Source organism: Ornithinimicrobium flavum (assembly GCF_004526345.1).
Taxonomy (GTDB): Bacteria; Actinomycetota; Actinomycetes; order Actinomycetales; family Dermatophilaceae; genus Ornithinicoccus; species Ornithinicoccus flavus.
The window spans coordinates 3,424,974-3,447,730 of sequence record NZ_CP038213.1; the positions used below are offsets into that span (position 1 = coordinate 3,424,974).

20 protein-coding genes, 1 pseudogene and 1 riboswitch are annotated in these 22,757 nt (G+C 75.1%); of the genes and pseudogenes, 6 read left to right on the forward strand and 15 right to left on the reverse strand.

Features of this window, described 5'->3' with window-relative positions; all coding sequences use genetic code 11:
* Window positions 1–136: 136 nt before the first annotated feature.
* The 4 genes from E3Z34_RS16215 to E3Z34_RS16230 form a co-directional block, all read right to left on the reverse strand.
* Complete coding sequence (locus E3Z34_RS16215) at window positions 137–469, reverse strand: DMT family transporter (protein WP_134774439.1); 333 nt, start codon at window positions 467–469, stop codon at window positions 137–139.
* A gap of 1 nt (window position 470) precedes the next feature.
* Complete coding sequence (locus E3Z34_RS19265) at window positions 471–785, reverse strand: DMT family transporter (protein ID WP_134774440.1); 315 nt, start codon at window positions 783–785, stop codon at window positions 471–473.
* A 32-nt stretch (window positions 786–817) separates the two neighbouring features.
* Window positions 818–880, reverse strand: a riboswitch (guanidine-III (ykkC-III) riboswitch).
* Between the two features lie 147 nt (window positions 881–1,027).
* Complete coding sequence (locus E3Z34_RS16225; protein WP_238695522.1) at window positions 1,028–1,681, reverse strand: response regulator; 654 nt, start codon at window positions 1,679–1,681, stop codon at window positions 1,028–1,030.
* 74 nt (window positions 1,682–1,755) lie between these two features.
* Window positions 1,756–3,117: a sensor histidine kinase gene (locus E3Z34_RS16230; RefSeq protein WP_134774442.1), complete on the reverse strand. Its 1,362-nt coding sequence runs from the start codon at window positions 3,115–3,117 to the stop codon at window positions 1,756–1,758.
* Window positions 3,118–3,264: 147 nt separating this feature from the next.
* Between E3Z34_RS16230 and E3Z34_RS16235 the strand changes: the two genes are divergently transcribed.
* Window positions 3,265–5,139, forward strand: coding sequence for a glycosyltransferase (locus E3Z34_RS16235; protein ID WP_134774443.1), 1,875 nt, complete (start codon window positions 3,265–3,267; stop codon window positions 5,137–5,139).
* Complete coding sequence (locus tag E3Z34_RS16240; RefSeq protein WP_134774444.1) at window positions 5,136–6,446, forward strand: glycosyltransferase; 1,311 nt, start codon at window positions 5,136–5,138, stop codon at window positions 6,444–6,446. Before E3Z34_RS16235 ends, E3Z34_RS16240 begins: the two co-directional genes overlap by 4 nt.
* 69 nt (window positions 6,447–6,515) lie before the next feature.
* Here E3Z34_RS16240 and E3Z34_RS16245 read toward each other — a convergent pair whose 3' ends face one another.
* The 5 genes from E3Z34_RS16245 to E3Z34_RS16265 all read right to left on the reverse strand — a co-directional run bounded on the left by E3Z34_RS16245 (window position 6,516) and on the right by E3Z34_RS16265 (window position 12,489).
* Window positions 6,516–7,982 carry an MBL fold metallo-hydrolase RNA specificity domain-containing protein gene (locus E3Z34_RS16245; protein ID WP_134774445.1) on the reverse strand — a complete coding sequence of 489 codons (1,467 nt, stop codon included), beginning with the start codon at window positions 7,980–7,982 and terminating at the stop codon, window positions 6,516–6,518.
* 66 nt (window positions 7,983–8,048) lie between these two features.
* Entirely contained in the window at window positions 8,049–9,251 is a 1,203-nt protein-coding gene (hutI, locus tag E3Z34_RS16250; RefSeq protein ID WP_238695237.1) for an imidazolonepropionase, read from the reverse strand.
* Window positions 9,248–10,618, reverse strand: coding sequence for a formimidoylglutamate deiminase (locus E3Z34_RS16255; RefSeq protein ID WP_194092421.1), 1,371 nt, complete (start codon window positions 10,616–10,618; stop codon window positions 9,248–9,250). The genes hutI and E3Z34_RS16255 overlap by 4 nt, the downstream gene beginning before the upstream one ends.
* A complete protein-coding gene (locus tag E3Z34_RS16260; protein WP_134774951.1) occupies window positions 10,615–11,847 on the reverse strand; it encodes an allantoate amidohydrolase in 1,233 nt (410 codons plus the stop codon). The genes E3Z34_RS16255 and E3Z34_RS16260 overlap by 4 nt, the downstream gene beginning before the upstream one ends.
* 126 nt (window positions 11,848–11,973) lie before the next feature.
* Entirely contained in the window at window positions 11,974–12,489 is a 516-nt protein-coding gene (locus tag E3Z34_RS16265; protein ID WP_134774447.1) for a DUF4395 domain-containing protein, read from the reverse strand.
* 77 nt (window positions 12,490–12,566) lie between these two features.
* Here E3Z34_RS16265 and E3Z34_RS16270 point away from each other — a divergent pair, with 77 nt between their 5' ends.
* The 3 genes from E3Z34_RS16270 (at window position 12,567) to E3Z34_RS16280 (ending at window position 14,478) form a co-directional block, all read left to right on the forward strand.
* Window positions 12,567–13,046 carry an aminoacyl-tRNA deacylase gene (locus E3Z34_RS16270; RefSeq protein WP_134774448.1) on the forward strand — a complete coding sequence of 160 codons (480 nt, stop codon included), beginning with the start codon at window positions 12,567–12,569 and terminating at the stop codon, window positions 13,044–13,046.
* 70 nt (window positions 13,047–13,116) lie between these two features.
* The gene (locus E3Z34_RS16275) at window positions 13,117–13,620 is read left to right on the forward strand and encodes a YlcI/YnfO family protein (RefSeq protein ID WP_134774449.1); all 504 of its coding nucleotides are present in this window, start codon (window positions 13,117–13,119) and stop codon (window positions 13,618–13,620) included.
* Between the two features lie 18 nt (window positions 13,621–13,638).
* Window positions 13,639–14,478 (forward strand): DUF4097 family beta strand repeat-containing protein, encoded by an 840-nt coding sequence (locus E3Z34_RS16280; protein ID WP_134774450.1) that lies wholly within the window; start codon window positions 13,639–13,641, stop codon window positions 14,476–14,478.
* A gap of 275 nt (window positions 14,479–14,753) precedes the next feature.
* On the opposite strand, the gene E3Z34_RS16285 is transcribed toward E3Z34_RS16280, so the two are convergent.
* From E3Z34_RS16285 to hutH, 6 genes and pseudogenes are all read right to left on the reverse strand, one after another.
* The gene (locus E3Z34_RS16285) at window positions 14,754–16,052 is read right to left on the reverse strand and encodes an MFS transporter (protein ID WP_134774451.1); all 1,299 of its coding nucleotides are present in this window, start codon (window positions 16,050–16,052) and stop codon (window positions 14,754–14,756) included.
* A 37-nt stretch (window positions 16,053–16,089) separates the two neighbouring features.
* Window positions 16,090–16,968: a DMT family transporter gene (locus E3Z34_RS16290; protein WP_134774452.1), complete on the reverse strand. Its 879-nt coding sequence runs from the start codon at window positions 16,966–16,968 to the stop codon at window positions 16,090–16,092.
* Between the two features lie 64 nt (window positions 16,969–17,032).
* Window positions 17,033–18,736: a urocanate hydratase gene (gene hutU / locus E3Z34_RS16295; RefSeq protein WP_134774453.1), complete on the reverse strand. Its 1,704-nt coding sequence runs from the start codon at window positions 18,734–18,736 to the stop codon at window positions 17,033–17,035.
* A 354-nt stretch (window positions 18,737–19,090) separates the two neighbouring features.
* Complete coding sequence (locus E3Z34_RS16305; protein ID WP_238695238.1) at window positions 19,091–19,735, reverse strand: hypothetical protein; 645 nt, start codon at window positions 19,733–19,735, stop codon at window positions 19,091–19,093.
* Between the two features lie 199 nt (window positions 19,736–19,934).
* A pseudogene (locus E3Z34_RS20390) lies at window positions 19,935–20,015 on the reverse strand (type IV toxin-antitoxin system AbiEi family antitoxin domain-containing protein); the annotation flags it as partial.
* 306 nt (window positions 20,016–20,321) lie between these two features.
* Entirely contained in the window at window positions 20,322–21,923 is a 1,602-nt protein-coding gene (gene hutH / locus E3Z34_RS16315) for a histidine ammonia-lyase (RefSeq protein ID WP_134774456.1), read from the reverse strand.
* A 115-nt stretch (window positions 21,924–22,038) separates the two neighbouring features.
* Between hutH and E3Z34_RS16320 the strand changes: the two genes are divergently transcribed.
* On the forward strand, window positions 22,039–22,644 hold the full coding sequence (locus E3Z34_RS16320) for an ASCH domain-containing protein (RefSeq protein ID WP_238695239.1): 606 nt from the start codon (window positions 22,039–22,041) through the stop codon (window positions 22,642–22,644).
* Window positions 22,645–22,757 lie beyond the last annotated feature (113 nt).

The window sequence follows — 22,757 nt, forward strand, 5'->3', positions numbered from 1 at the left end:
CGGGGTCGGCCGCCGGGGGCATCAGCCGACGGGCGGGAGCTGCGGGCTCCCGGTCAGACCCGGGTATGACGTCCGCCGTCGGCAGGCTCCGTCGCCGGGGGTGGGTCGGTCGACGGGGCGGGTCGGTCGACGGGGGTCAGTCGGCGGCGGGGGTGCGCGTCGTGAGCTTGAGCCCGGCCGCGCACGCGATGATCCCGAGCAGGAAGAGCGCCTTGAGCGGGGTCAGCACCTCGGTGCCGGTGACCACCGCCCAGAGCACGGTGAGGACGGCGCCCAGCCCGGTCCAGACGGCATACGCCGTGCCGATGGGGATCGAGCGCATCGCCTGCGCCAGCCCGACCAGGCTGAGGACGCAGAACACGAGGAAGACGACGGTGGGGACGGGGCGGGTGAGGCCGTCGGAGAACCCCAGCGCGGTCGCCCAGACCGCCTCGAGCACCGCGCTGCCGAGCAGGATCGCCCACGCCACCTCAGGACACCACCTTGAGGCCGACCACGCAGCCGACGATCCCGAGGAGGAGCAGCACGCGCACGAGGGTGGCCGGCTCGGTGCCGCGCGCCATCGCCCAGGCGACGGTGAGCGATGCGCCGGTAGCGGTCCACACGGCATACGCCGTGCCGGTCGGGATCGTCTGCATGGCGACGGCCAGGCCCCACATGCTGAGCACGGAGGCGACGACGAAGACGAGGGTGGGCAGCGGGCGGCGCAGTCCGCGGGAGGCGCCGAGCGCGGTGGCCCACACGGCCTCCAGGACGCCCGAGGCGAGCAGGATGGCCCAGTCCATGGGGATGGCTCCTTGACGAGGTGGTCGGCAGGGGTGGCCAGTCTTGTCCTCACCGGGTACTGAACCGTCGTCCGGGGCGTCGGGGCGCCGGTCCCCAGGGTAGCAACGCGGCAGGAACGCGCGTCCGGTCTGTCAGGAACTCGCGTCCGGTCTGTCACGAACTCGCGTCCGGTCTGTCAGGAACTCGCGTCCGGTCTGTCAGGAACTCGCGTCCGGTCTGTCACGAACGCGCGTCCGGTCTGTCAGGAACCCGCGTCCGGTCCTCCTTCGGGGCGGCCGGCGAGGCCCGTCTCGTAGGCGGTGATGACCATGTGGACGCGGTCGCGCAGGCCGAGCTTGCTCAGGACGCGCCCGATGTGGGTCTTGACCGTGGCCTCGGCGAGGAAGAGCTCGGCGGCGATCTCGCCGTTGGTCAGCCCCCGGCCGACCGCCTCCAGGACCTCGCGCTCGCGCTCGGTGAGCGGACCCAGCCGCGCCGCGGCCAGCCGACGCCGGGCGACGGCCGCGCTCTCCGCCCCGGCCTCGGGCAGCTCGGGCACGAAGCGCTCGAGCATCCGCCGGGTCGTGGAGGGCGCCATCGCCGCGTCGCCCGCGTGCACGGCGCGGATCGCCGAGAGCAGCTCGGCGGGGCCGGCGTCCTTGAGCAGGAATCCCGAGGCGCCGGCCTTGAGGGCGGCGAAGACGTACTCGTCCAGGTCGAAGGTCGTCAGCACCAGCACCTTCGCGGGCGACCCTGCGGCCTGCAGGCGACGGGTGGTCTCGACCCCGTCCAGCCGCGGCATGCGGATGTCCATGAGCACCACGTCGGGCCGGGTGGCCTCGATCGCGGCGAGGGCGGCGAGCCCGTCCCCCGCCTCCCCCAGGACGGTCATGTCCGGCTGGGCGTCCAGCACCATCCGGAAGCCGGCCCGCACGAGCTCCTGGTCGTCGACGAGGAAGAGGCGGACGGGCCGGTCGTCGGGGTGGGTGGTCACGGCTGGGCTCCTTGCGTCCGGTCGGTCGAGGGTATGCCGTCCCCGGCCGGGGGAGGGCGGTCCCCCGGCACGGTGTCCGGACCCAGCACCGGGATCGTCGCCACGACCTCCCAGCCCTCCCGGGGCCGGGGGCCGGCCTGCACGTGCCCGCCGAGCACCTCGACCCGCTCGGCCATCCCGAGGATGCCGTTGCCCTCCCCGTCGGAGTCCGGGGACAGCCCCTGCCCGTCGTCGGTGACCCGGACCAGGAGCACGGCCGGGGTGCGCAGGACGTCGACGTCGACCTGCGCCTTCGGGCCCGCGTGCTTGAGCGCGTTGGTGAGCGCCTCCTGCACGACCCGGTAGGCGGCGAGGTCGACCTCGGAGGGCAGGTCGTCGGTGCGGCCCCGCACGGCCAGGTGGACCGGCAGGCCCGACTCGCGGACGCCGTCGACGAGCTCCTCCAGGTGGGCCAGGCCGCGCAGGGGCGCGTACTCGGCCCCGGCCCCCTCCTCGCGCAGCACCCCCACCAGCTTGCGGGTCTCGGCGAGCGAGGACCGGGCCGTCTGGGCCAGGGTCTCGAGCGTGGAGGCCGCGTGCTCCAGGGCCGCCCGGTCCGGCCCGATCGCCGGGGGCCGGTCCAGGGCCGCCCGGGCGGCGTAGAGCGCACCGTCGGCCTGGACCACCACCACCGCGAGGCTGTGCGCCACCACGTCGTGCATCTCCCGGGCGATGGAGGCGCGCTCGTCCTGGGCCGCCAGCCGGGTGCGCTGCGCGTGGTCGCGGGCCAGCGCCCGGTTCTGCTCCCGGAGCCGCTCGATCACGGCGTGACGCCGTCGGACCACGTCCCCCAGCACCCACGCCACCCCGACGAAGAGCCCGAGGAAGATCGCGTTGATGAGGATGCCCGCGAGGTCCCAGCGCCCGTCGTACCGCAGCCGCCAGTCCAGGCTCGCGAGCAGCGCCCCGCCCAGCGCGAGCCCGAGCACCAGCCGTGAGGTCCGGCGGTCGCCGAACGCCGCCGCGCTGTAGACGACGACCAGCACCGCGATGTTGGCCGGGTGCGGCTCGTCGGTGAGGAGGACCTGCAGCAGGCACCCGGCCGCGACGATGCCCGCCACCAGGAGGGGACGGGCCCGGCGCCAGGGCAGCGGCAGGACCTGGACCATCCCGATCAGCACCCCGAAGGGCCCCAGCGCCGCGCCGCCCACCACGCCGACGAGCACCGCCAGCCCGATGACCAGGACCTCCAGCCACCACGGGCCGGACCGCCCGGTCCGCACCGACAGCTCCTGCCAGGCCTCCCGCACCGCCTCGCGGGTCGCCCCCGCGCTCCGGATGGAGGACGGGTCGGGGGCGGGTCTGCGGTCGGGCGTCACACCGGTCGACGATAGGCGGCGGCGCCAGCGGTCGCATCCACCTGCGGGAGCGCGCGGCGGGCCTGCGTCATACCGGGGTATGACACGGCCGCCCGCAACCTTTGACACAAGTTGGACAAAGATTGGCGAAAAGGGTAGCGTCCGGGCATGATCGCCACCGCCGTAGGGACCCGTGACGCGCTCGACCAGGTGGCGACGGCGCCGACCATCCTGGACGCGGTGGACCGGTTCGACAGCGTCGCCCGGGCCGCCCGCCAGGACGGGGCGGCCTCCCAGGCGCTCCTGCGTGATGGGATCGCCGACCCGGGCGACCCCCTGGTGGCCCTGGCCGCGGTGCACGCAGCCGGCGCCGTCGGGGGCACCGTGGCCGAGGACCTCCTCGTCGACCTCCTGCGCTCCGGACCACCCCTGCTGCGGGAGCACGCCGCCTGGGCGCTGTCGGCCGGCCCGCTCCTGGAGGCCGCGCTCGACCCGTTGCGCGCGATGGCCCGGGAGGGCGACTTCGCCGGGGTGCTCGCCGGCGTCACGCTGGGGACCTGGCGCGCCACGACCCCGGACGCTCCTCCCGCACCCAGGCCGTCCCCGCGCCCGCGAACGACGTCCGGGCTCACCGTCGCCCAGCTCTACCTCCACGGCGAGATCGACGCCGAGCTGCGGCACGCAGGCCGGGGCGACACCGGCGGCATCGCCACCCTGTTGGTGCGGCTCGGCGACGCGCTGCTGCAGGAGCCGGGCGTGGGCCGCGTCCTCACCCTCTCGCGGGCCTCACGGGCGGGCGACTCCGGCCAGGTCCCGCCGGACCGGCTCGAGGAGGTCGCGGCCTCGCCCGGGCACCACTACCTCGGCATCCCCGTCCCCCGTCCGGCGCCTCCCCTGAGCCGCAGCTGGCCGCTCCTCCCGCTCGTCCGCGAGAGCCTGCGCCAGCAGCTCGCCCTGGCCGGCCCGGTCGACGTGGTCCACGTCCGTATGGCGGACGTCGGCACCTGGGCGGTCGCCCAGGTGGCTCGGGAGCTCGGCATCCCTCTGGTCCTCACGCTCGCCCCGGACCCGCACGCCCTGCTGGCCGTGCGGGAGCGGACCGGGCGGCTCACCCGGGCCACCTTCGCCGAGGCCGACCTGCAGGAGCATCTCGTCTTCCGCATCCGCCTGCTGCGGGCCCTCCGGGAGCAGGCCGAGGCCCTGGTCGTCTTCCCCCGCCCGGACCTGCAGCGGGACCTGTCCACGCTGCTGCACGTGGGGCCGGACGAGCCCATGCACGTCGTCCCCGAGGGGGTCGACCTGAAGGCCCTGGACCACGCCGACCGGCAGGTGGCCCTGGCCCTGGAGGGTGGCGAGGCCGAGCCCGGCGTGGCCGCGGCGCTCGGTGAGCTGGACGCGCTGCTGGCCGGGCTGCCCGAGGAGCGGCGGGGGCTGCCCGTGGTGCTGAGCGTCGGGCGGCTGCACGCGGTCAAGGGCATGGCGACCCTGGCGCAAGCCTGGGCCGAGCACCCCGACCTGGCCCAGCGGTGCAACCTGGTGATCGTCGGCGGCGACCTCGAGGACCCCTCCCACGAGGAGGCCGAGCAACTCGCCCGGATCGGTGAGGCCGTGGACCGGGCGCAGGGTCCCGGGCAGGGTGTGCTCCTGGCCGGCAACCGGCCCAACTCGACGGTCGCTGCGTGGCTCTCGGCCGTCCGGCGGGGCCGGCCCGGGCTCAGCGCCGCCGGTGGCGTCTACGCGTGCGCGAGCCTCAAGGAGGAGTTCGGCATCGCGCTGTGCGAGGCCCTGGGGTCCGGGCTGGTCGTCGTCGCGCCGGGGCACGGTGGCCCGCCCACCTACGTGGAGGACGGCCGCACCGGGGTCCTGGTGGACACTTCGGACCCCGGTCTGCTGGGGGAGGCGGTCGCAGAGGCCCTGAGGCTCGCGGCGTCCGACGACGCCGACGAGCGTGCCGCGCACGCACGGCAGGTCGTCCTCGACCGGTTCAGCATCCGCACCATGGCCGCCGCCCTGGCGGACGTCTACCGGGGGGTGGCCGGGTGACCCTCCTCGTGGTCTCCCCCGACTACGCCTCCCACCTCTATCCCCTGGCGACGCTGGCGACGGCGTGGCGCGACGCCGGGGAGCGGGTGGTCGTGGCCACCGGACCGGCCACCGACGCGCTCGTGCGCGGGTTCGGGATGGAGCGCGTGGACCTGCGTCTCGGGCGAGGCTCCAACCCCGGTGTGATCCGTCCCGAGGACCAGCCGCGCGGCGAGGACGACGCCCTGCGCGGCTTCTTCGCGGCCACCCGCCAGGGGGCCGTGCAGACCCTCGAGTTCCAGGCGCGAGCGCGGCTGGACGACCTGCTCTGGGACCCGCTGACGACCGCCCGGCGGGTGCAGGAGGTCGTCGACCGGGTGCGCCCCGACCAGGTGATCGTCGACCACCTGGCCTTCAGCGCCCGGCTGGCTCTCACCGCGGCGGGCGTGCCGCACGCCGACGTCGTGCTGGGCCACCCCTCGGCCCTGGTGGTGGGGGACGAGGTCTACGGCCTGCCGCCCGCCTGGCCGCAGCGGCTGCGACCGCCCCAGGAGCGGCTGGACTCCCTGCGCGCCCTGTGCGAGCAGGTCCGCGACCGCTTCACCAGCGACTGGAACACCGCGCTGGCGACCCTCGACCCGGGTGCTGTCCCGAGCGCGGACGCCTTCGCCGAGACCGGTGACGTGCTGCTGCTCAACTACCCCGCGGCGCTCCACCCCCCGGCGCGCACCCGGCTGCTGGGCGCGCACGCCTTCCTCGGGTCGGCGGTGCGGGAGGAGGCGGTCGACGCGGAGGTGCAGGCGTGGTTGTCCGCCGACGACCTGCCGGTGGTCTACGTCAGCCTGGGCAGCTTCCTGTCCGTGCGCTCGGACGTGCTCGCCCGGGTCGCCGAGGCCCTGCGGGGGCTCGACGTGCGGGTGGCGATGGCCACGGGCAGCACCCCGGCCGACCAGCTCGGCCCGGTGCCGTCCAGCTGGCTGCTCCGCCCCGTGCTGCCGCAGGTGACGCTGCTGCGGCACGCGGCCCTGACCGTGACCCACGGCGGCAACAACAGCGTGACCGAGGCTCTCACCGCGGGCGTCCCGCTCCTGGTGCTGCCGTTGTCCACCGACCAGTTCGCCGGGGCCGCCGCCCTGGAGACGACCGGCGTCGGGGCGGCGCTCGACCCCAACGACGCCTCCCCCGAGGAGTTGCGCGCCGCCGCCCGGCAGCTGCTCGCCTTGCCGTCCGGGCCGGTGGCCCTGCTGGCCGGGCTCGCGGACGACCTGCGGCGCGAGCCGGGTCCGCAGCGCGCCCGGGCCGCCCTGGTCGGCCCCGGGGCGCTCTGAGGCGCTCCTCCTCACTCCTCGCTCTACCCCCCGCTACCCCCTCCCGCGCCTACCCCCGCCTACCCGCGCCTACCCCCGCCTACCCGCGCCCTCCTGCCCGTCGGCGGTCTCCTCCCCCGCTCCCTCGAGGTCGGGCGGGTCGGCGTGACCGGGCACGAGGGAGACCACCTCGCCGTAGCGCGGCACCACGGCCGTCCAGTCCAGCTCGTCCTCCACCCGGGTCGCGAAGTGCTCGGCGGCGGTCGGCTCGCCGTGCACGACGTAGACGGTCTCGGGCGCGGGCTCCAGGGCGCGCAGCCAGTCCAGCAGGTCCGAGGCGTCCCCGTGGACCGAGAACTCCCCGCTGCGCACGATCTCGGCGCGCACCCGCACGTGGTGCCCGTTGATCTTCACGTGCCCGGCCCCGTCCTGGAGGGACCGGCCGCGGGTGCCCGCGGCCTGGAACCCGGTGAGCACGACGGTGTTGCGCCGGTCGGGCAGCAGCCGGGCCAGGTGGTGCAGGACGCGACCCCCCTCGGCCATCCCGGAGGACGCGACGATGACCATCGGGTCGAAGCGGCGGTTGAGCGCCCGGGACTCCTTGCTCGTCCGCGCCTCGATGAGCTCGGGGAGGTCGGTGAAGTCCTCGACGGCGACGTCCTCGCGCAGCTCGCCGAGGGAGGAGTCGCGGTAGACGTCGAGCGCCCGCAGCGCCATCGGGGAATCGACCACGACCGGCACCCGGGGGATGCGGCCCTCCCGCAGCAGCTGCACCAGCACCCGCAGCACCCCCTGCGTGCGGTCGATGGCGAAGGCCGGGATCACCACCAGGCCACCCCGCGCGACGGTGCGGGTGATCGCCTCGGCGAGGACCTGATGGGGCGGGTCGATCTCCGGGTGCTCCCGGTCGCCGTAGGTGGACTCGCACAGGACGTAGTCGGCGCCCTGAGGCGTCCCCCTCCCCTTGAGCAGGGGGTGGTCGTGCCGGCCCAGGTCGCCGGAGACGAGCACCGAGGTCTCCGGCAACTGCAGCCGCACGCTGGCCGAGCCCAGGATGTGCCCCGCCCGGGTCCAGCGGCCGACCAGACCGTCGCCCAGGTCCACGTCCTGCTCGAACTCCACGGTGCGGAAGAGGGGCAGCGCCCGCTCGACGTCGGCCACGGTGAACAGCGGCCTGGGCTCCTCGTGCTTGGACCAGCCGTGGCGCCTGGCCTGCTCGGCCTGCTCCTCCTGCAGCTTCCCCGCGTCGCGCAGCACGATCTCGGCGAGCTGCCGGGTGCCCTCCGTCATCCAGATCGGCCCGGCGTACCCCTCCCGCACCAGCGCGGGGACGTAGCCGACGTGGTCGGCATGCGCGTGGGTGATGACGACGTCGGACAGCGAGGAGGGCTCCACCGGGAACGGCTCCCAGTTCTTCAGCCGCCACCGCTTCTCGCCCTGGAACATGCCGGCGTCGATCAGGACCCTGCGGGCACCCCCGACGGTGAGGAGGAACTTCGACCCGGTCACGGTGCCGCTCGCACCGAGGAAGGTCAGGGTCACGGCGCGTCCGCTCATGACCCGACCCTGCCAGAACCGGCCGACCCCCGCCAGGGCCCGACGGCGGCATACCCGAGGGCCCTCTCAGACCTCCAGCGCGCGGACCAGCGGGACCCCCACCCGGTAGGGGATGTGCAGCCAGCTGGGGGCGTCGACGACGGCCAGGTCGGCCCGCAGCCCGACGGCCACCCGACCGACGTCGGTGCGCCGCAGCGCCCGGGCACCCCCCGCCGTGGCCGCCCGCAACGCCTCGGCCGGCGTCATCCCCATCTCGCGCACGGCCAGCGCGATCATGAGCGGCATCGAGGAGGAGTAGCAGGTCCCCGGGTTGCAGTCGGTCGCGATCGCCACCGACACCCCGGCGTCGAGCAGCTGGCGGGCGTCGGGATAGGGCTGCCGGGTGGAGAACTCCACGCCCGGCAGCAGCGTCGCCACCGTCCCGCTGCCGGCGAGCGCCTCGACGTCGGCGTCGGTGAGGAAGGTGCAGTGGTCCACGCTCGCCGCCCCCAGCTCCACGGCCAGCTGGACGCCCGGCCCGTGCCCGAGCTGGTTGCCGTGGACGCGCAGCCCGAGCCCGGCGTCCCGCCCGGCCTCCAGGACACGGCGGGACTCCTCGCCGTCGAAGGCGTGGGGGCTGGCCGGCTCGCAGAAGACGTCCACCCACCGCGCGTGGGGCGCGCAGGCGGCGAGCATCTCCCCGCACACCAGGTCGAGGTATGCGGCCCGCCCACCCTCGTCGCGACGGTCCGGCGGGACGACGTGGGCCCCGAGGAAGGTGGTCTCGGAGGTCACCTCGCGGGCGAGGCGCAGGGCGCGCGCCTCCTCCTCCACCGACAGCCCGTAGCCGGACTTGATCTCCACGGTCGTCGTCCCCTGGGCCCGCATCTCCCCCACGCGCCGCTGCACGAGCTCGCGCAGCCGGAGGTCGGAGGCCTCCCGGGTCGCCGCGACGGTGACCGCGATGCCGCCGCCGTCGTAGGCCTGCCCCGTCATCCGGGCGGCGAACTCCGCGGACCGGTCCCCGTCGAAGACGAGGTGGCTGTGGCTGTCGACGAAGCCCGGCACCACGGCCCGGCCCTCGAGGTCGATCGACCAGTCGGCGGCCGGGGCGCGGTCGGCCGGACCGACCCACTCGACGACGGGGGCGCTGTCCTCCCCGCCGCCGCCGAGGACGAGCGCGGCGTCGCGCAGCACCCCCAGCCCCTCGTGCAGCGGCTCCTCGACGGCGCCGTCGACGGCCGGGTCGCCGGTGACGAGCTCCCCGATGCCGGTGATGAGCATGCTCACGTGCGGTCCTTCCTTCCGGTGCCCGGGTCCTCCCACAGCGGGGCGATCGCCTCCGCCAGCAGCTGTCCCACGTCGCCGAGCCGGTGCCGGCCGTCGGAGACGACGACCGACCCGTCGACCACGACGGTGTGCACGTCCGCGGCGGTCGCACACAGGAGGATCTGGGCCGGGTCCGACCCGGCGGTGCGCACGGTGTCGTCCAGCACGGCGACGAGGTCGGCCCGCGCGCCGACCTCGAGCCGGCCGGCGTCCGGCCAGCCGATCGACGCGTGCGCCGTGGCGGCGGCCAGGAGCGCGGCCGGGTCGAACCGGCCCCGCTCCAGGCTCGCCAGTCGCTCGTGCATCTCCAGCGCCCGGGCCTCCTCGAGCAGGTCGACGACCGCGTGCTGGTCGGACCCGAGCGAGAGCCGGACCCCGGCCTCGCGCAGGGCGGTCGCCGGGCCGATGCCGTCGGCGAGGTCCCGCTCGGTCGTGGGGCAGAAGCACGCCCACGACCCGGCGGCGCCCAGCGCGGCGATGTCACCGCCGGTCAGGTGGGTGGCGTGGACCGCGGTCAGGTCCGGGCCGAGCACCCCCTCCGCGGCCAGGAGCGCCGTGGGCGTGAGCCCGTGGGCCTGCAGGCAGGCGTCGTTCTCGGCGGGCTGCTCCGACAGATGGACGTGCAGCGGGCGACCGTGCTCCTGCGCCCAACGGGCCACGACGCCCAGCTGGTCGCGCGGCACGGCCCGCACCGAGTGGATGGCCGCGCCGACCCGCAGGTGGGCGGGGCCGCCGTCGGTGGCGTCGCGCAGGTCGTCCACCCGCAGCGCCCAGGCCGACGCGTCCCCGTCGCCGAAGCGCAGCTGGGTCCCCTCCAGCGGGGCGTACCCGTCCCGGGTGAGCCCCCCGGCGAGGTAGCAGGAGTCGAGCAGGGTGAGCCGGATCCCGGCCTCGGCCGCGGCCCGGACCAGGGCGTGCCCCATCCGATTGGGGTCCATGTAGCGCGCCCCGCCCGGCCCGTGGTGCAGGTAGTGGAACTCCCCCACGGCCGTCACCCCGGCGAGCGCCATCTCGGCGTAGGTCGCCCGGGCCAGCTCGAGGTAGCGGCGCGGGTCCAGCCGGTCGGCGACGGCATACATCCGCTCCCGCCAGGTCCAGAAGGTGCCGCCCCCGTCGTGGGTGCGTCCGCGCAGGGCGCGGTGGAAGGCGTGGCTGTGCGCGTCGGCGAGGCCGGGGAGCACGACGCCGGGGAGCCGGTGGTCGCCGGGCCGGGCCGGCGCGTCGGTCTCGACCGCGGTGAACCTCCCGCCGTCGACGGTGAGCCGGACGTCGCGCGCGAGGCCGGTCGGGAGGTGGGCGGCGGCGGCGTGCCAGGTCTGCCCGGTCACCGGGCCTCCCCGCCCGCCAGGTCGGCGACGCAGGCGGCGAGGGCCGCCACCCCCGCGTGGCAGTCCGCGGCCTCGGCGTGCTCCGCGGGGCTGTGGGACACCCCGGTCGGGTTGCGGACGAAGAGCATCGCGGTGGGCAGGCCCGCGGTCGCGAGGATGCCGGCGTCATGGCCGGCCCCGGTCCCGAGCACGGGCACGCTCACCGGGTGCCCGGCGTCGCCGGCCCGCTCCAGCACGCCGCGCAGGCGGGCGGCCAGGTCGGCGTCGAAGCGGGTGGTCGGCGTCCAGCTCTCCCGGGTCACGGACCCTCCCAGCTCGCCGGCCCGGGCGTCCAGGTCCTCGACGAGGGCGAGCACCTGGTCCTCGTCGGCGCCCCGGGCGTCGAGCCAGCCGGTGACGTGGCTGGGTATGGCGTTCACCCCGCCGGGGGTGACGTGCACCTTCCCCACCGTCGCCACGCAGCCCCGCTGCGTGGCGAGGTGGCGGGCGCCCAGCACGAGATCGGCATACCCGAGCATCGCGTCGCGGCGGTCCTCCAGCCGGGTGGTCCCGGCGTGGTTGGCCTCGCCGGGGAAGTCGAAGCGCCAGCGGCCGTGCGGCCAGATGTCGGAGGCGACGGCCACCGGGGTGCCGAGGTCGACCAGCGCCCTCCCCTGCTCCACGTGCAGCTCGACGAAGCAGCCCACCCGGGCCAGCGTCTCCGGGTCGGGCCCGAAGGCCCCCGGGTCGCGGCCCGCCGATCGCAGGGCCTGCGCCATGCTCACCCCGTCGGCGTCGGTGAGAGCGAGCGCCCGGTCCACGGCGAGCTGGCCGGTGAGCACGCGCGAGCCCGCGCAGGCGATGCCGAACCGGGCGCCCTCCTCGTCTGCGAAGTTGGCCACCGCGAGGGGCACCGTCGGCTCGTAGCCGTCGCCGCGCAGCGCGTCCAGGGCGGCGAAGGACGACACCACCCCCAACGGTCCGTCGAAGGCCCCGCCGTCGGGCACCGAGTCCAGATGCGACCCGATCACGACGCCCTTGCGCCCGGCGCGGGCGGCGTCGTCGACGCTGCCGGGGCCGTCCCACCACCACGCCCACTGGTTGCCGACCCGGTCCTCGACGAGGTCGAGACCCCGCCGGCGCGCCTCCGCCGCGAACCACTGGCGCAGCGTGGCGTCCTCGGCCGTCCAGGCGAAGCGTCGGTAGCCGCCGCTCCGGACGCGGCCGACCGGCTGCAGGTCGGCCCACATGGCGTCGAAGGCGGCCAGGGCGCCCGTGGTGCTTCCGCTCACAGGTCCGACTCTAGGAGGCAGCCCGGGGTCCCGCCCCGCCGCCCCGGACGGGTGTGTCCGGCATCCGAGATGCCTCCGGTCGCGTCAGCCGGCGGCGCTGGAGGCCCGCAGCCGGGAGGTGATGTCCGCGCACTCGAGGCAGACGTCCTCGGGCACGAGCCCGGCGCGCATGAGCCAGCCGAACAGGACGCACCCCACGCACACCCCGAGGAGGGCCTCCTGCGCCGGGAAGACGGCCATCACCACCGCGATGACGACGACCACGGTGCCGGGCCACGCCGCCCCGACCGCGAGGTCCACCAGCCAGAGCACGGACGCCGCGCTCGTCAGGACCGCGCCGATGGCGGCGGCGAACCGCTTGGGTGTGCCGGCGGTCGGGTGCGGCAGCGCGGGCACCCGCGGCCGGACCCAGCGGTTCACCGCGCGGGCGACCGGGCTGGCCTGCGGGCCCAGGGCGGCACGCAGGGTGAGGTCGACCGCCAGCAGCAGGAAGACCCACCACTGCTGGGACGCGATCATGAGCAGGACGGCGAGGAGGACCACCCCGGCGACGAGCCGGACGGTCACCTCGTCGACGACGGCGGGAGGACGCGAGCGCATCGCCACATGATGCATCATCAAACTCATGCTTATGAAATGCCCGACGTGCGCCGCCCACCCGGCGTAGCGTGCCTCCCATGAGCGAGGAGCGCGCCCTGGACGCGGTGGTGGCCAGCGGGCTGGAGCACACGGTCACCCGGCACGGCCGGGTCGGCAGCCTCGAGGAGGCCGCCCGGGCCCGCGGGGTGGAGCCGCGCGACATCGTCAAGACGCTGGTGGTGCGCCGCGGCGAGGACGACCACCTCTTCGTCCTGGTGCCGGGCGACCGGGAGATCGCCTGGCCCAAGCTGCGCGAGCTGCTCGGCGTCAACCGGCTGTCGATGCCGGACGCGGCGACCGCGCAGGAGGCGACGGGGTACGAGCGGGGGACGATCACGCCGTTCGGCTCGACGACCACCTGGCCGGTCGTCGCCGACGCCTCGCTGGCCGGCGATCCGGACCGGCTCGTCTCGCTCGGGGCCGGCGCCCACGGGGTCGCGGTGACGCTGCGCGCCGAGGCGGTGCTCGCCCATCTGGGGGCCCGGATCGCGCACGTCACGGAGCCGAGCACGCCCTGACGCCATACCCGACGTCATTCTGACGTCATAGGTGTTGACAGTGACGTCAGAATGGCGTCAGGATGGCGTCATGAACCTCGATCCCTACCTCGCCTCCGTCGGGGCCGACCTCGACCGGGCCACCGCGCTCGCGGACGAGGCGACCCGTCAGGTCGCCGCCCGCGTGACCACCGCGGTGGAGCCCGCGCTGCGGCTGGCCCTGGTCCACGCCCTCTCCGACGCGGCCGCCCTCATCACCAGCGAGCTCGGTGACGCCGCCGTCGTCGTCCGGATGGAGGGGCGCGACCCCGTCCTGTCCGTCCACCGCACCGAGATCGCCCCGCCGGCCGTCCCCGTGGCGCCGCCCCCTCCGGACGCCGAGCCCCCGCTCGACCCGGACGACGACGAGACCGCCCGGGTCACCGTCCGGCTGCCCCAGTCGCTCAAGCACCAGCTCGACGCCCTCGCCACCGAGAGCGGCTCCTCGCTCAACACCTGGATCGTGCAGGCCCTGCGCCGGGCGACCAGCACCGCCCCCGCCGGGGGCGGGTCCACCACCTCCCGCAGCTCCCGCCGCGTCACCGGCTGGGCCTGACCCCGAAGGACCACGACCATGAACCGCACCGCCACCAGCCTGACCCGTTCCTTCGCCGACGACGCCCCCATCTCCCTGGTGCTCGACAACGCCCGTGGCGACGTCACGGTCCACGCCGACGCCGACCCCGGCACCGCCACCGTCGAGCTGCGCGCCGACCGGGAGGTGGACCTGGAGGAGGTGAGAATGGGGTGCCGCGACGGGCAGGTCACCGTCGACATCCCCTCCCTCGCGGACCCCGCGCGCTCCTCCGGCTTCTCGATCAGCCTCGGCCCGCTCAAGGTCTCGACGGGCGAGACCGCCAGCGTCGACGTCGTGGTCCACGTGCCGCGGGACGCCGCCGTCGAGGTGCGCACCCGCTCGGGCGACATCACCGTCACCGGCGTCACCGGGGTCACCCGCCTCACCACGGGCAACGGGGACCTCCGGCTGCAGGAGTGCACCGAGCTGCGCGCCAGCAGCGGCGCCGGTGACGCGACCATCGGCGTCCTGACCACCGGCTCGGTCACCACGGGCAGCGGGGACGTCCGGATCGAGGAGTGCACCGGCCCCGGGGCCCTCCAGCTGCGCAGCGGCAGCGGGGACCTCGAGGTGCGCACCCGCTCGGAGGAGACCACGGCCGCCACCGGCTCGGGGGACATCGAGCTCGACCTGCGGACCGGCCGGGCCACCCTGCGGACGGGCACCGGTGACGTCGTCGTGAGGGTGCCGCGGGAGGTCCCCGTCTGGCTGGACCTCAACACCGGCCTGGGTGACGTGACCCGACGGATCGAACCGGTCGGGCCGCCGGCCCAGGGTCAGGAGCACCTGTCGGTCAGCGTGCGCAGCGGCACCGGCGACATCCTCATCACTCACTGACCGACCCGCCCCACCCGGGCCCGACCTCCCGCCAGGCCGTCACCCGTCACCCCGTCATCCAGCCATCCCGTCATGCCGTCATGCCGTCATCCACCCCGACCGACCACCTCCGAAGGAGACATCATGAATTCCCTCATGGACCAGCTGCTCGGACGCAGCATCGCCCAGGAACGCGAGCGCGCACGCGAGCTCGAGCTCCGCGCCCGCACCCGCCCCCACGCGTCAGGGCCTGCGGCCGCCCGTTCCCGCTGGCTCGGTACCCTGCTGCGCTGGCGTCACGCGGCGGGGCGGCTGACGTCCGGGAGGATCGCCGCCACCCAGGCACCGACCAGCCCCAGCACGGCGAGGAAGCCCAGCGCCACCCCGGCCCCCAGGAGGGCCAGCGCGCTGGAGACCGCTCCCACCACCAGCAGGAGCACGCCGATGGCGGTGTTGGAGACCGCCACGTAGGTCGTGCGCCTGTCCTCCCCCGCCATGTCGACCACGTAGGTCTTGCGCGCGACCCGCACCCCGGTGTGGGCCAGGGCCAGGAGCAGGTAGGTCACGGGGTAGAGCCACCAGGCGCCCCGGGTGGCCGGCAGCAGGTGCAGCGCCAGGAACACCGCGACCAGCAGGCTCGCCGCGAGCGCCGAACGGGTCATCAGGGCCTGCGAGGACCGGTCCGCGAGCCGGCCGAACCACCGACCACCCACGAGACCCGCCACCCCCTGGGCGATGACGAACGGGCCCAGCCCCGCCAGACCACCCCCACCCTCCTGCGCGGCCAGCGAGACCACGAAGGGTGGCGACAGGGCGGAGACCAGCAGCAGCCCACGGGCCCAGACGAACCGGCGGAAGGGCGCGTCCTCCCGGAGCAGCCGCCACGACGCGGAGACCCACCCCTCCTGGTCGGCGGCCGCGACCGGTTCGCCGGCGGGCTCGCGCACCGCGGCGAAGACGAGCAGCGCCAGCACCCAGGCCAGGGCCGCGGCGCCCAGCAGGGCGGCGAGCACCCCGACCCCCACCTCGTCCCCGCCCACGAGGCGCAGCGCGAGCCCGAGGGTGATCGCCACCGCTCCGGACAGCACCGTGGACAGCCCGTTGATCTGACCGCGCTCGCCCTTGGGCACGGTGCGTCCCAGGACGTCCTTGCCGGCCAGCGAGTTCAGCGACCGGGACAGCGAGAAGACCGCCAGCAGGGCGACGACCGCGACCCCCGCGGCCCAGCCGGTGAGCGTGGCGACGGCGAGCGCCATACCCGCCGTGGCAAGCGCCTGACCGGCAGCACCGACCAGCCAGAAGGAGCGCCGGTGGGCCGAGCGCTGCAGCACCGGTGACATCGCCGCCTGCGGGAGCATCGAGCCGGACTCGCGCACCGGCACGAGCAGCCCGAGCACCGCCGCGGGGGCGCCCACCGCGGTGAGCGCCCACGGCAGCACGGTCTTGGCGTTGACGACCTGGTCCCCGGTGGCCTGCAGGGTGTTGGCGGCGATCTGCAGCAGCCCGTTGCGCCCCGTCCTCGCCTGCTGGTCGACGTCCTGGTCGGAGCGGTCGGCACGCACGAGCGACTGGTAGAGCCGGGCTGCGGGGGTCACCCCGTCATCGTGCCGCAGCGGCGGGGCGCCACGCAGGTCAGGCACCCCTACCTCCGGCCCGGGCACGGACCCCCGACGCCAGCAGCACACCCCCGATGACCAGCGCTCCCCCGAGCAGCTGGACCAGGGTCGGCGGGCGGCCCAGGAGGGCGGCGATGGCCAGCGTGAAGACGGTCACGAGGTTCATCGACACGCCGGCGACCGTCGGGCTCACCCTGGCCACGGCGAGGTTCCAGCACACGTAGGACCCGATGGAGGGTCCGAGCGCGATGTAGAGCACCGACCACCAGCTGGCGGCGTCCGGCGGGGCGGTGAGACCCGCGGCCAGGGTCACCGGGGTGAGGACGAGCGTGGTCAGCAGGACCTGCACCGCGGTCGAGGCCAGCGGCGGCACGCCCAGCCGGCGGCCGAGCAGCGTGTAGGCCGTCCAGGCCACGACGGCTCCCAGCATGAGCAGGTCGCCCAGGTTGAAGCTCAGCGTCAGCAGCCGCTCGACGCTCCCGCCCGTCAGCACCAGCAGGACACCGACCAGCCCCAGACCCAGGCCGGTCCACGTGCGCCAGTGCGCAGCCGCCTGACCGAGCAGGACCGCGGCGACCACGATGAGCGCCGGGTTGGCGGCGTTGATGATCGACGCGCTGGCGGCGCTCGTGTGCTCCAGCGCCGCGTAGAGCAGCAGCGGGTAGCCCACCACCCCGATGGCGCCGTAGAGCAGCAGCGGCCGCCAGTGCCGGGCCACCGCGCGCCAGTCCGGCCGCTCCAGCACCTGCGCCAGCACCACGAGCGGCACGGCCGCGAGCACCCACCGCCACCAGGTCAGGGACAGCGGGTCGACCGCCGCGACCACCAGCTCCCCCACCAGGTAGTTGCCGGCCCAGAGCAGCGTCGCGACGACGAGCAGGGCGACGGCGGGCATACGCGGAGGGTATGCGGTGCGGTGCGGGCAGGAGCGCGCGCGACGGTCCTCCCGGGCCGTCGGGTCAGGCCCGGGCGTCGGGTCCGCCCGTGGCGTCGGGTCCGCCCGGGTCGTCGCCCTCGCGCATCGGCACCCGCACCCCGCGCTCCTGCGCGACCTGCTCGGCCTCGGCATACCCGGCGTCGACGTGGCGGATGACCCCCATGCCCGGGTCGTTGGTGAGCACGCGCTCCAGCTTGCGGCGGGCCAGGTCGGTGCCGTCGGCGACCGACACCTGACCGGCGTGCATCGAACGGCCGATGCCCACGCCGCCGCCGTGGTGCAGGGAGACCCAGGACGCGCCGGAGGCGGTGTTGAGCAGGGCGTTGAGCAAGGGCCAGTCGGCGATCGCGTCCGACCCGTCGATCATGCCCTCGGTCTCGCGGTAGGGGCTCGCGACCGACCCGGCGTCGAGGTGGTCGCGGCCGATGACCAGCGGGGCGGACACCTCGCCGGAAGCCACCATCTCGTTGAAACGGAGCCCGGCCTTGTCGCGCTCGCCGTAGCCGAGCCAGCAGATCCGCGCCGGGAGGCCCTCGAAGGCGACCCGCTCGCGCGCCCCGCGGATCCACTTCTGCAGATGGTCATTCTCGGGGAAGAGGTCCATCACGGCCCGGTCGGTGGCGTGGATGTCCTTCTCGTCGCCGGAGAGCGCCGCCCAGCGGAAGGGGCCCTTGCCCTCGCAGAAGAGGGGCCGGATGTAGGCCGGGACGAAGCCGGGGAAGTCGAAGGCCCGGTCGAAGCCGCCCTTGCGGGCCTCGTCGCGGATGCTGTTGCCGTAGTCGAAGACCTCGGCCCCGGCGTCGAGGAAGCCCACCATCGCCTCGACGTGGCGGGCCATCGAGGCCTCCGCGCGGTCGGTGAACTCCTCCGGCTTCTTCTCCGCATACTCCTGCCAGTCGGCCAGGTCGATCCCCTCGGGTAGGTAGGAGAGCGGGTCGTGGGCGGAGGTCTGGTCGGTGACGACGTCGATCTCCACCCCGCGGCGCAACAGCTCGGGGAAGACCTCGGCGGCGTTGCCGACCACACCGACCGAGACGGCCTCCTGCGAGGCCTTGGCCGCGAGCACGCGCTCGACGGCGGCGTCGAGGTCGTCGGCGATCTCGTCGAGGTAGCGGCTCCTGACCCGCCGTCGCATCCGGGCCTCGTCGACGTCCACGATGAGGCAGGTCCCGCCGTTGAGGGTGACCGCCAGCGGCTGGGCCCCGCCCATGCCGCCGCAGCCCCCGGTGAGGGTGAGGGTGCCCGCCAGGGTGCCGCCGAAGCGCTTGGCCGCGACGGCGGCGAAGGTCTCGTAGGTGCCCTGCAGGATGCCCTGGGTGCCGATGTAGATCCAGGACCCGGCGGTCATCTGGCCGTACATCGTCAGGCCGAGGTGTTCCAGCCGTCGGAACTCAGGCCAGTTCGCCCAGTCGGGCACGAGGTTGGAGTTGGCGATGAGCACCCGCGGCGCCCACTCGTGGGTCTGGAAGACGCCGACGGGCCGCCCGGACTGGACGAGCATCGTCTCGTCCTCGCGCAGGTCGGTGAGGGTGCGGACCATGGCGTCGAAGCTGCGCCAGTCGCGCGCGGCCCGGCCGGTGCCGCCGTAGACGACCAGGTCGTCGGGACGCTCGGCCACCTCGGGGTCGAGGTTGTTCATGAGCATCCGCAGGGGGGCCTCCGTGGCCCAGCTGCGCGCGGTCAGCGTGCTGCCGCGCGGTGCGCGGACGGGTCGTGCGCCTTCCATGGCGTCTCCTTCGAGGTCGACCGGACGTGCGTTCCTGACAGACCGGACGTGGGTTCGTGACAGTCCGGACGTGCGTTCCTGACAGACCGGACGTGCGTTCCTGACAGACCGGACGTGGGTTCGTGACAGTCCCCCGTCATCTGACCGCCTTTCCACCACCCCCGCCAAGACCTGCAGCGCGGGAGATGTCTCGGATGCCAGACGCCTCGGTATGCGGTCCGCCGCCCTCACCCTCGCCCCGCCCCGCTCTCGCCCTCACCCTCGCCCCGCCCTCGCCCTCGCCCCGCCCTCGCCCTCGCCCTCGCCCTCATCGTGACGCGTTGTGGTCGCGATCACGACCACAAGGCGTCACCATCACGCAGCTGCTCGACACCCGACTCGACAGGTCCGCAGGCTGCCGGTCCAGCCCCGGCTCCGCAGCACCAGCGACAGCTCGTGGGCCACGGCACAGGGGGAGGTGTCGATCTCCAGCGGTGTCACCCGGAGGGTCACCTCGCCTCGCGCCGCGGCCCGACGGTCGCGCTGCCGGTCGAGGTGGAAGCGCTCACCGGCGTGCCAGAGGCGGCCGTCGATCTCGACGTTGACGCCGTGGCGACGGTTCTTGAGGTCGGTACGCGACCCGTCCTGCTCCTCCACCTGCCGCTCGAAGGCCGGCAGGCGGTGCGGGGCCCTCACGCGCGTCTCGAAGGTGACCTCGGGCAGGCTCTCCGCGCCCGCCCCCACCTCGTCCAACGCGAGGCCCAACGCGCGACGGTGCTGGTGCCTGGCCCGACCTTCGAGCTCCCGACGGAGCACCCCGGCGTCCAGCGCCCGCTCCTGGCAGGCCCGCGCCATGAGGGCGACGGCGTCGGCCACCGAGCACCCTGGCCGGTCAGCCATGTCGAGCACGGTAGTCGCCAGGCGTGACACGGGCAGGCCGTCGACCACCGCACGGTCGGACAGTCCGCGGCGGACGACCAGCACGCCGTCGGCCGGTCGCGGGTGGCGCTGCCTCGGCACGCCGACGGTGATGACGGCCGGGGCGGGCCCCAGCCGCCACAGGTGGGCAGGCCGCGCCGAGGACCAGCACGCTCCCGGGCCCGCACCGGAGCAGGGCGGCCCAGGCCCGCGCGGGCCAGTCGACCCGCCCGCTGCTCGTGAGGTACACCCCCCGGTGGATCGACTGCCACCTCCCCGCGCTCAGCCGCCAGCGCACCTCCGCAGGCGTCAGGCCGGCAGCCAGCGCCTGTTGCCGGCTCACGACCCCCTGCTGACGCCGGGCGAGACGTTCCAGCTCCATGGGTTTGATGCTGCCGCGCCGAGGCTTGCTGGCACCGCGCTTGTCCACAGGCTCGGTGCCTGGGCGACCATCGGGATGGGCAGAAGGTCGGCGGGGGGAAGGTGCGCGGATCGTGCGGATCGTGCGGATCGTGCGGGCACGTGCGGGCACGTGCGGACACGTGCGGACACGTGCGGATAGTGACCGCTTTGTGTCGTGATCACGACCACAACTCGTCACGATCTACCGGACTCGCCGGGAGGGGCACCCGGAACGCCGCTCGGGCACCCGGCGCCCTGCGTGTCCCGGCCCCCGCGCCCGCCACCCCTACAGCAGCGGGCCGGCAGCACTCTCCGCGGCGGTGCGCACGCGGCCGTCGAGGACGAGGTCGACCGTGGTCTCGATCTCGGGCGAGAGGTAGCGGTCGGGCCCGGGGCCCTCGACGCCGGCCCCGCGCAGCAGCGCGACGACGGCGCCCGTGGCCGGGGCTGGGGTCAGCGGTGCGCGCAGGTCGAGCGCCCGGGCCGCCGTCAGCACCTCCACGGCCAGCACCCGCGCCAGACCGTCGACCGCGCGGCGCAGCTTTCGGGCGGCGCCCCACCCCATGCTCACGTGGTCCTCCTGCATGGCCGAGGAGGGTATGGAGTCCACGCTCGCCGGTGTGGCCAGCCGCTTGAGCTCGGAGACGATCGCGGCCTGGGTGTACTGCGCGATCATGTGGCCGCTGTCGGTGCCGGGGTCGTCGGCGAGGAAGGGCGGGAGCCCGTGGCTGCGCGCCACGTCGAGAAAACGGTCGGTGCGCCGCTCCGATATGCTCGCGACGTCCGCGACCACGACGGCGAGGAAGTCCAGGACGTGGGCGACGGGGGCGCCGTGGAAGTTGCCGTTGGACTCGACCCGGCCGTCGAGGGTGACGACCGGGTTGTCGACGGCGGCGGCCAGCTCGCGGCCCGCGACCAGCGCGGCGTGGTCGCAGGTGTCCCGCGCCGAGCCGTGCACCTGCGGGGAGCAGCGCAGCGAGTAGGCGTCCTGGACGCGGGTGCAGTCGTCCGTGCGGTGCGACTCGCGGATGGGGCTGCCGGCCAGGACCGCCCGCAGGTTGCGCGCCGACGCGGCCTGCCCGGGGTGCGGCCGCAGCTCCTGCAGGTCGGCCGCGAAGACGTCGTCGGTCCCGAGCTGCCCCTCGACGCTCATCGCGGCGGCGACGTCGGCGGTGGTCAGCAGGGTCGTGAGGTCGTGGAGGGCCAGCACGAGCATGGCGAGCATGCCGTCGGTGCCGTTGATGAGGGCCAGGCCCTCCTTCTCGGCCAGCTCCACCGGGGCGATCCCGGCCCGGGCCAGCGCCTCCCCCGCGGGCAGCAGCTCCTCGGCGCACGTCGCCCAGTCCGACGCGCCCGCCGCTGCTCCGACCCGCACCGTCCCCTCGCCCATGACGGCCAGCGCGCAGTGCGCCAGCGGCGCCAGGTCCCCGGAGCACCCGAGCGACCCGTGCTCCCGCACGACCGGGGTGATGCCCGCGTTGAGCAGGGCCGCATACGCCCGGGCCGTCTCCAGCCGCACCCCGGTGCGACCGGTCGCGAGCGTCGACAGCCGCAGGAGCATGAGGCCGCGCACGACCTCGCGCTCGACCTCCGGTCCCGAGCCGGCGGCGTGGCTGCGCACCAGGCTGCGCTGCAGCTGCGCCCGCTTCTCCGGGGGGATGCTCGTCGTGGCCAGCGCCCCGAACCCGGTGGAGATCCCGTAGTGGGGACGACTGTCGCCCGCCAGCTCCTCGATGATGCGGCGCGTCGCGGAGATCCCCTCCGTCGCGGCGTCCGACAGCCGGACCGGGGCCCCGTGGCGGGCGACGGCGACGACCTCGGCGGGGCTGAGCGGACCGACGTCGACGACGACCTCGGGAGGCAGACCGGTGGCGGGGAGGCGGCTCATGGGGACGATCCCACCCTGTCCTCACCCCGACGTCACCCCCGGGAGGACGGCATCCGTCTCGCATGCCAGACACCCGGGCCGGCCCGCACCCAGCGGGGCACGACATACTCCCCCCGTGACCTCCGACAGCGACCGTCGCCTCGAGGCCTTCTGGGCCGACGCCCGCATCCGCGCCAAGCTCAACCGCATCGAGGTGTATGCCGGGCCCGGCGTCAGCGACACGGTCCCGCCCCCGGTGTGGTCCTTCGGCGACGACCCGCGCACCGCCGACGAGCTGCTCGAGCTGGTCCTCACCGGGCGCAAGACGGCGACCGCGAGCGCGCTGCGCGACTACGAGCTCGAGGCGCGGGAGCGCGGCCGGGCGGAGGGGCCGGGCGACGCCGAGGGCGACGTGCTCGTCGACACCGACCTCGACCTCGCCCTGCCGCAGCCGGGCCTGCTCAGCATCCTGCTCGACGGCGCCGGACGGCCCCGCGCCCTCGTCCGCACCACCGACGTCAGCGTCGTGCGGCTGGGGGACGTGCCCGCGGAGCACGCCCGGCGCGAGGGCGAGGGCGACGGCTCGCTCGAGCACTGGCGGCAGGTGCACCGGGAGTTCTTCGAGCGCAGCGAGCGGCTGGAGGAGCCGGTCGACGACGACACGATGGTGGTGCTGGAGCGCTTCGAGGTACTGGTGCCCGCCGAGGCCCGCCGCGCCGCCCGACGCCACGGGATCGGCTGACGGCTCCCGACCCGGCCAGGGCGTAAGGTAGGAGGTCGGGCAACGGAGCCTGCCCGACGCGGCCCCCTGCCGACTGCGCCGGGGCTGCACCACGACCCATCGATCGACACCGC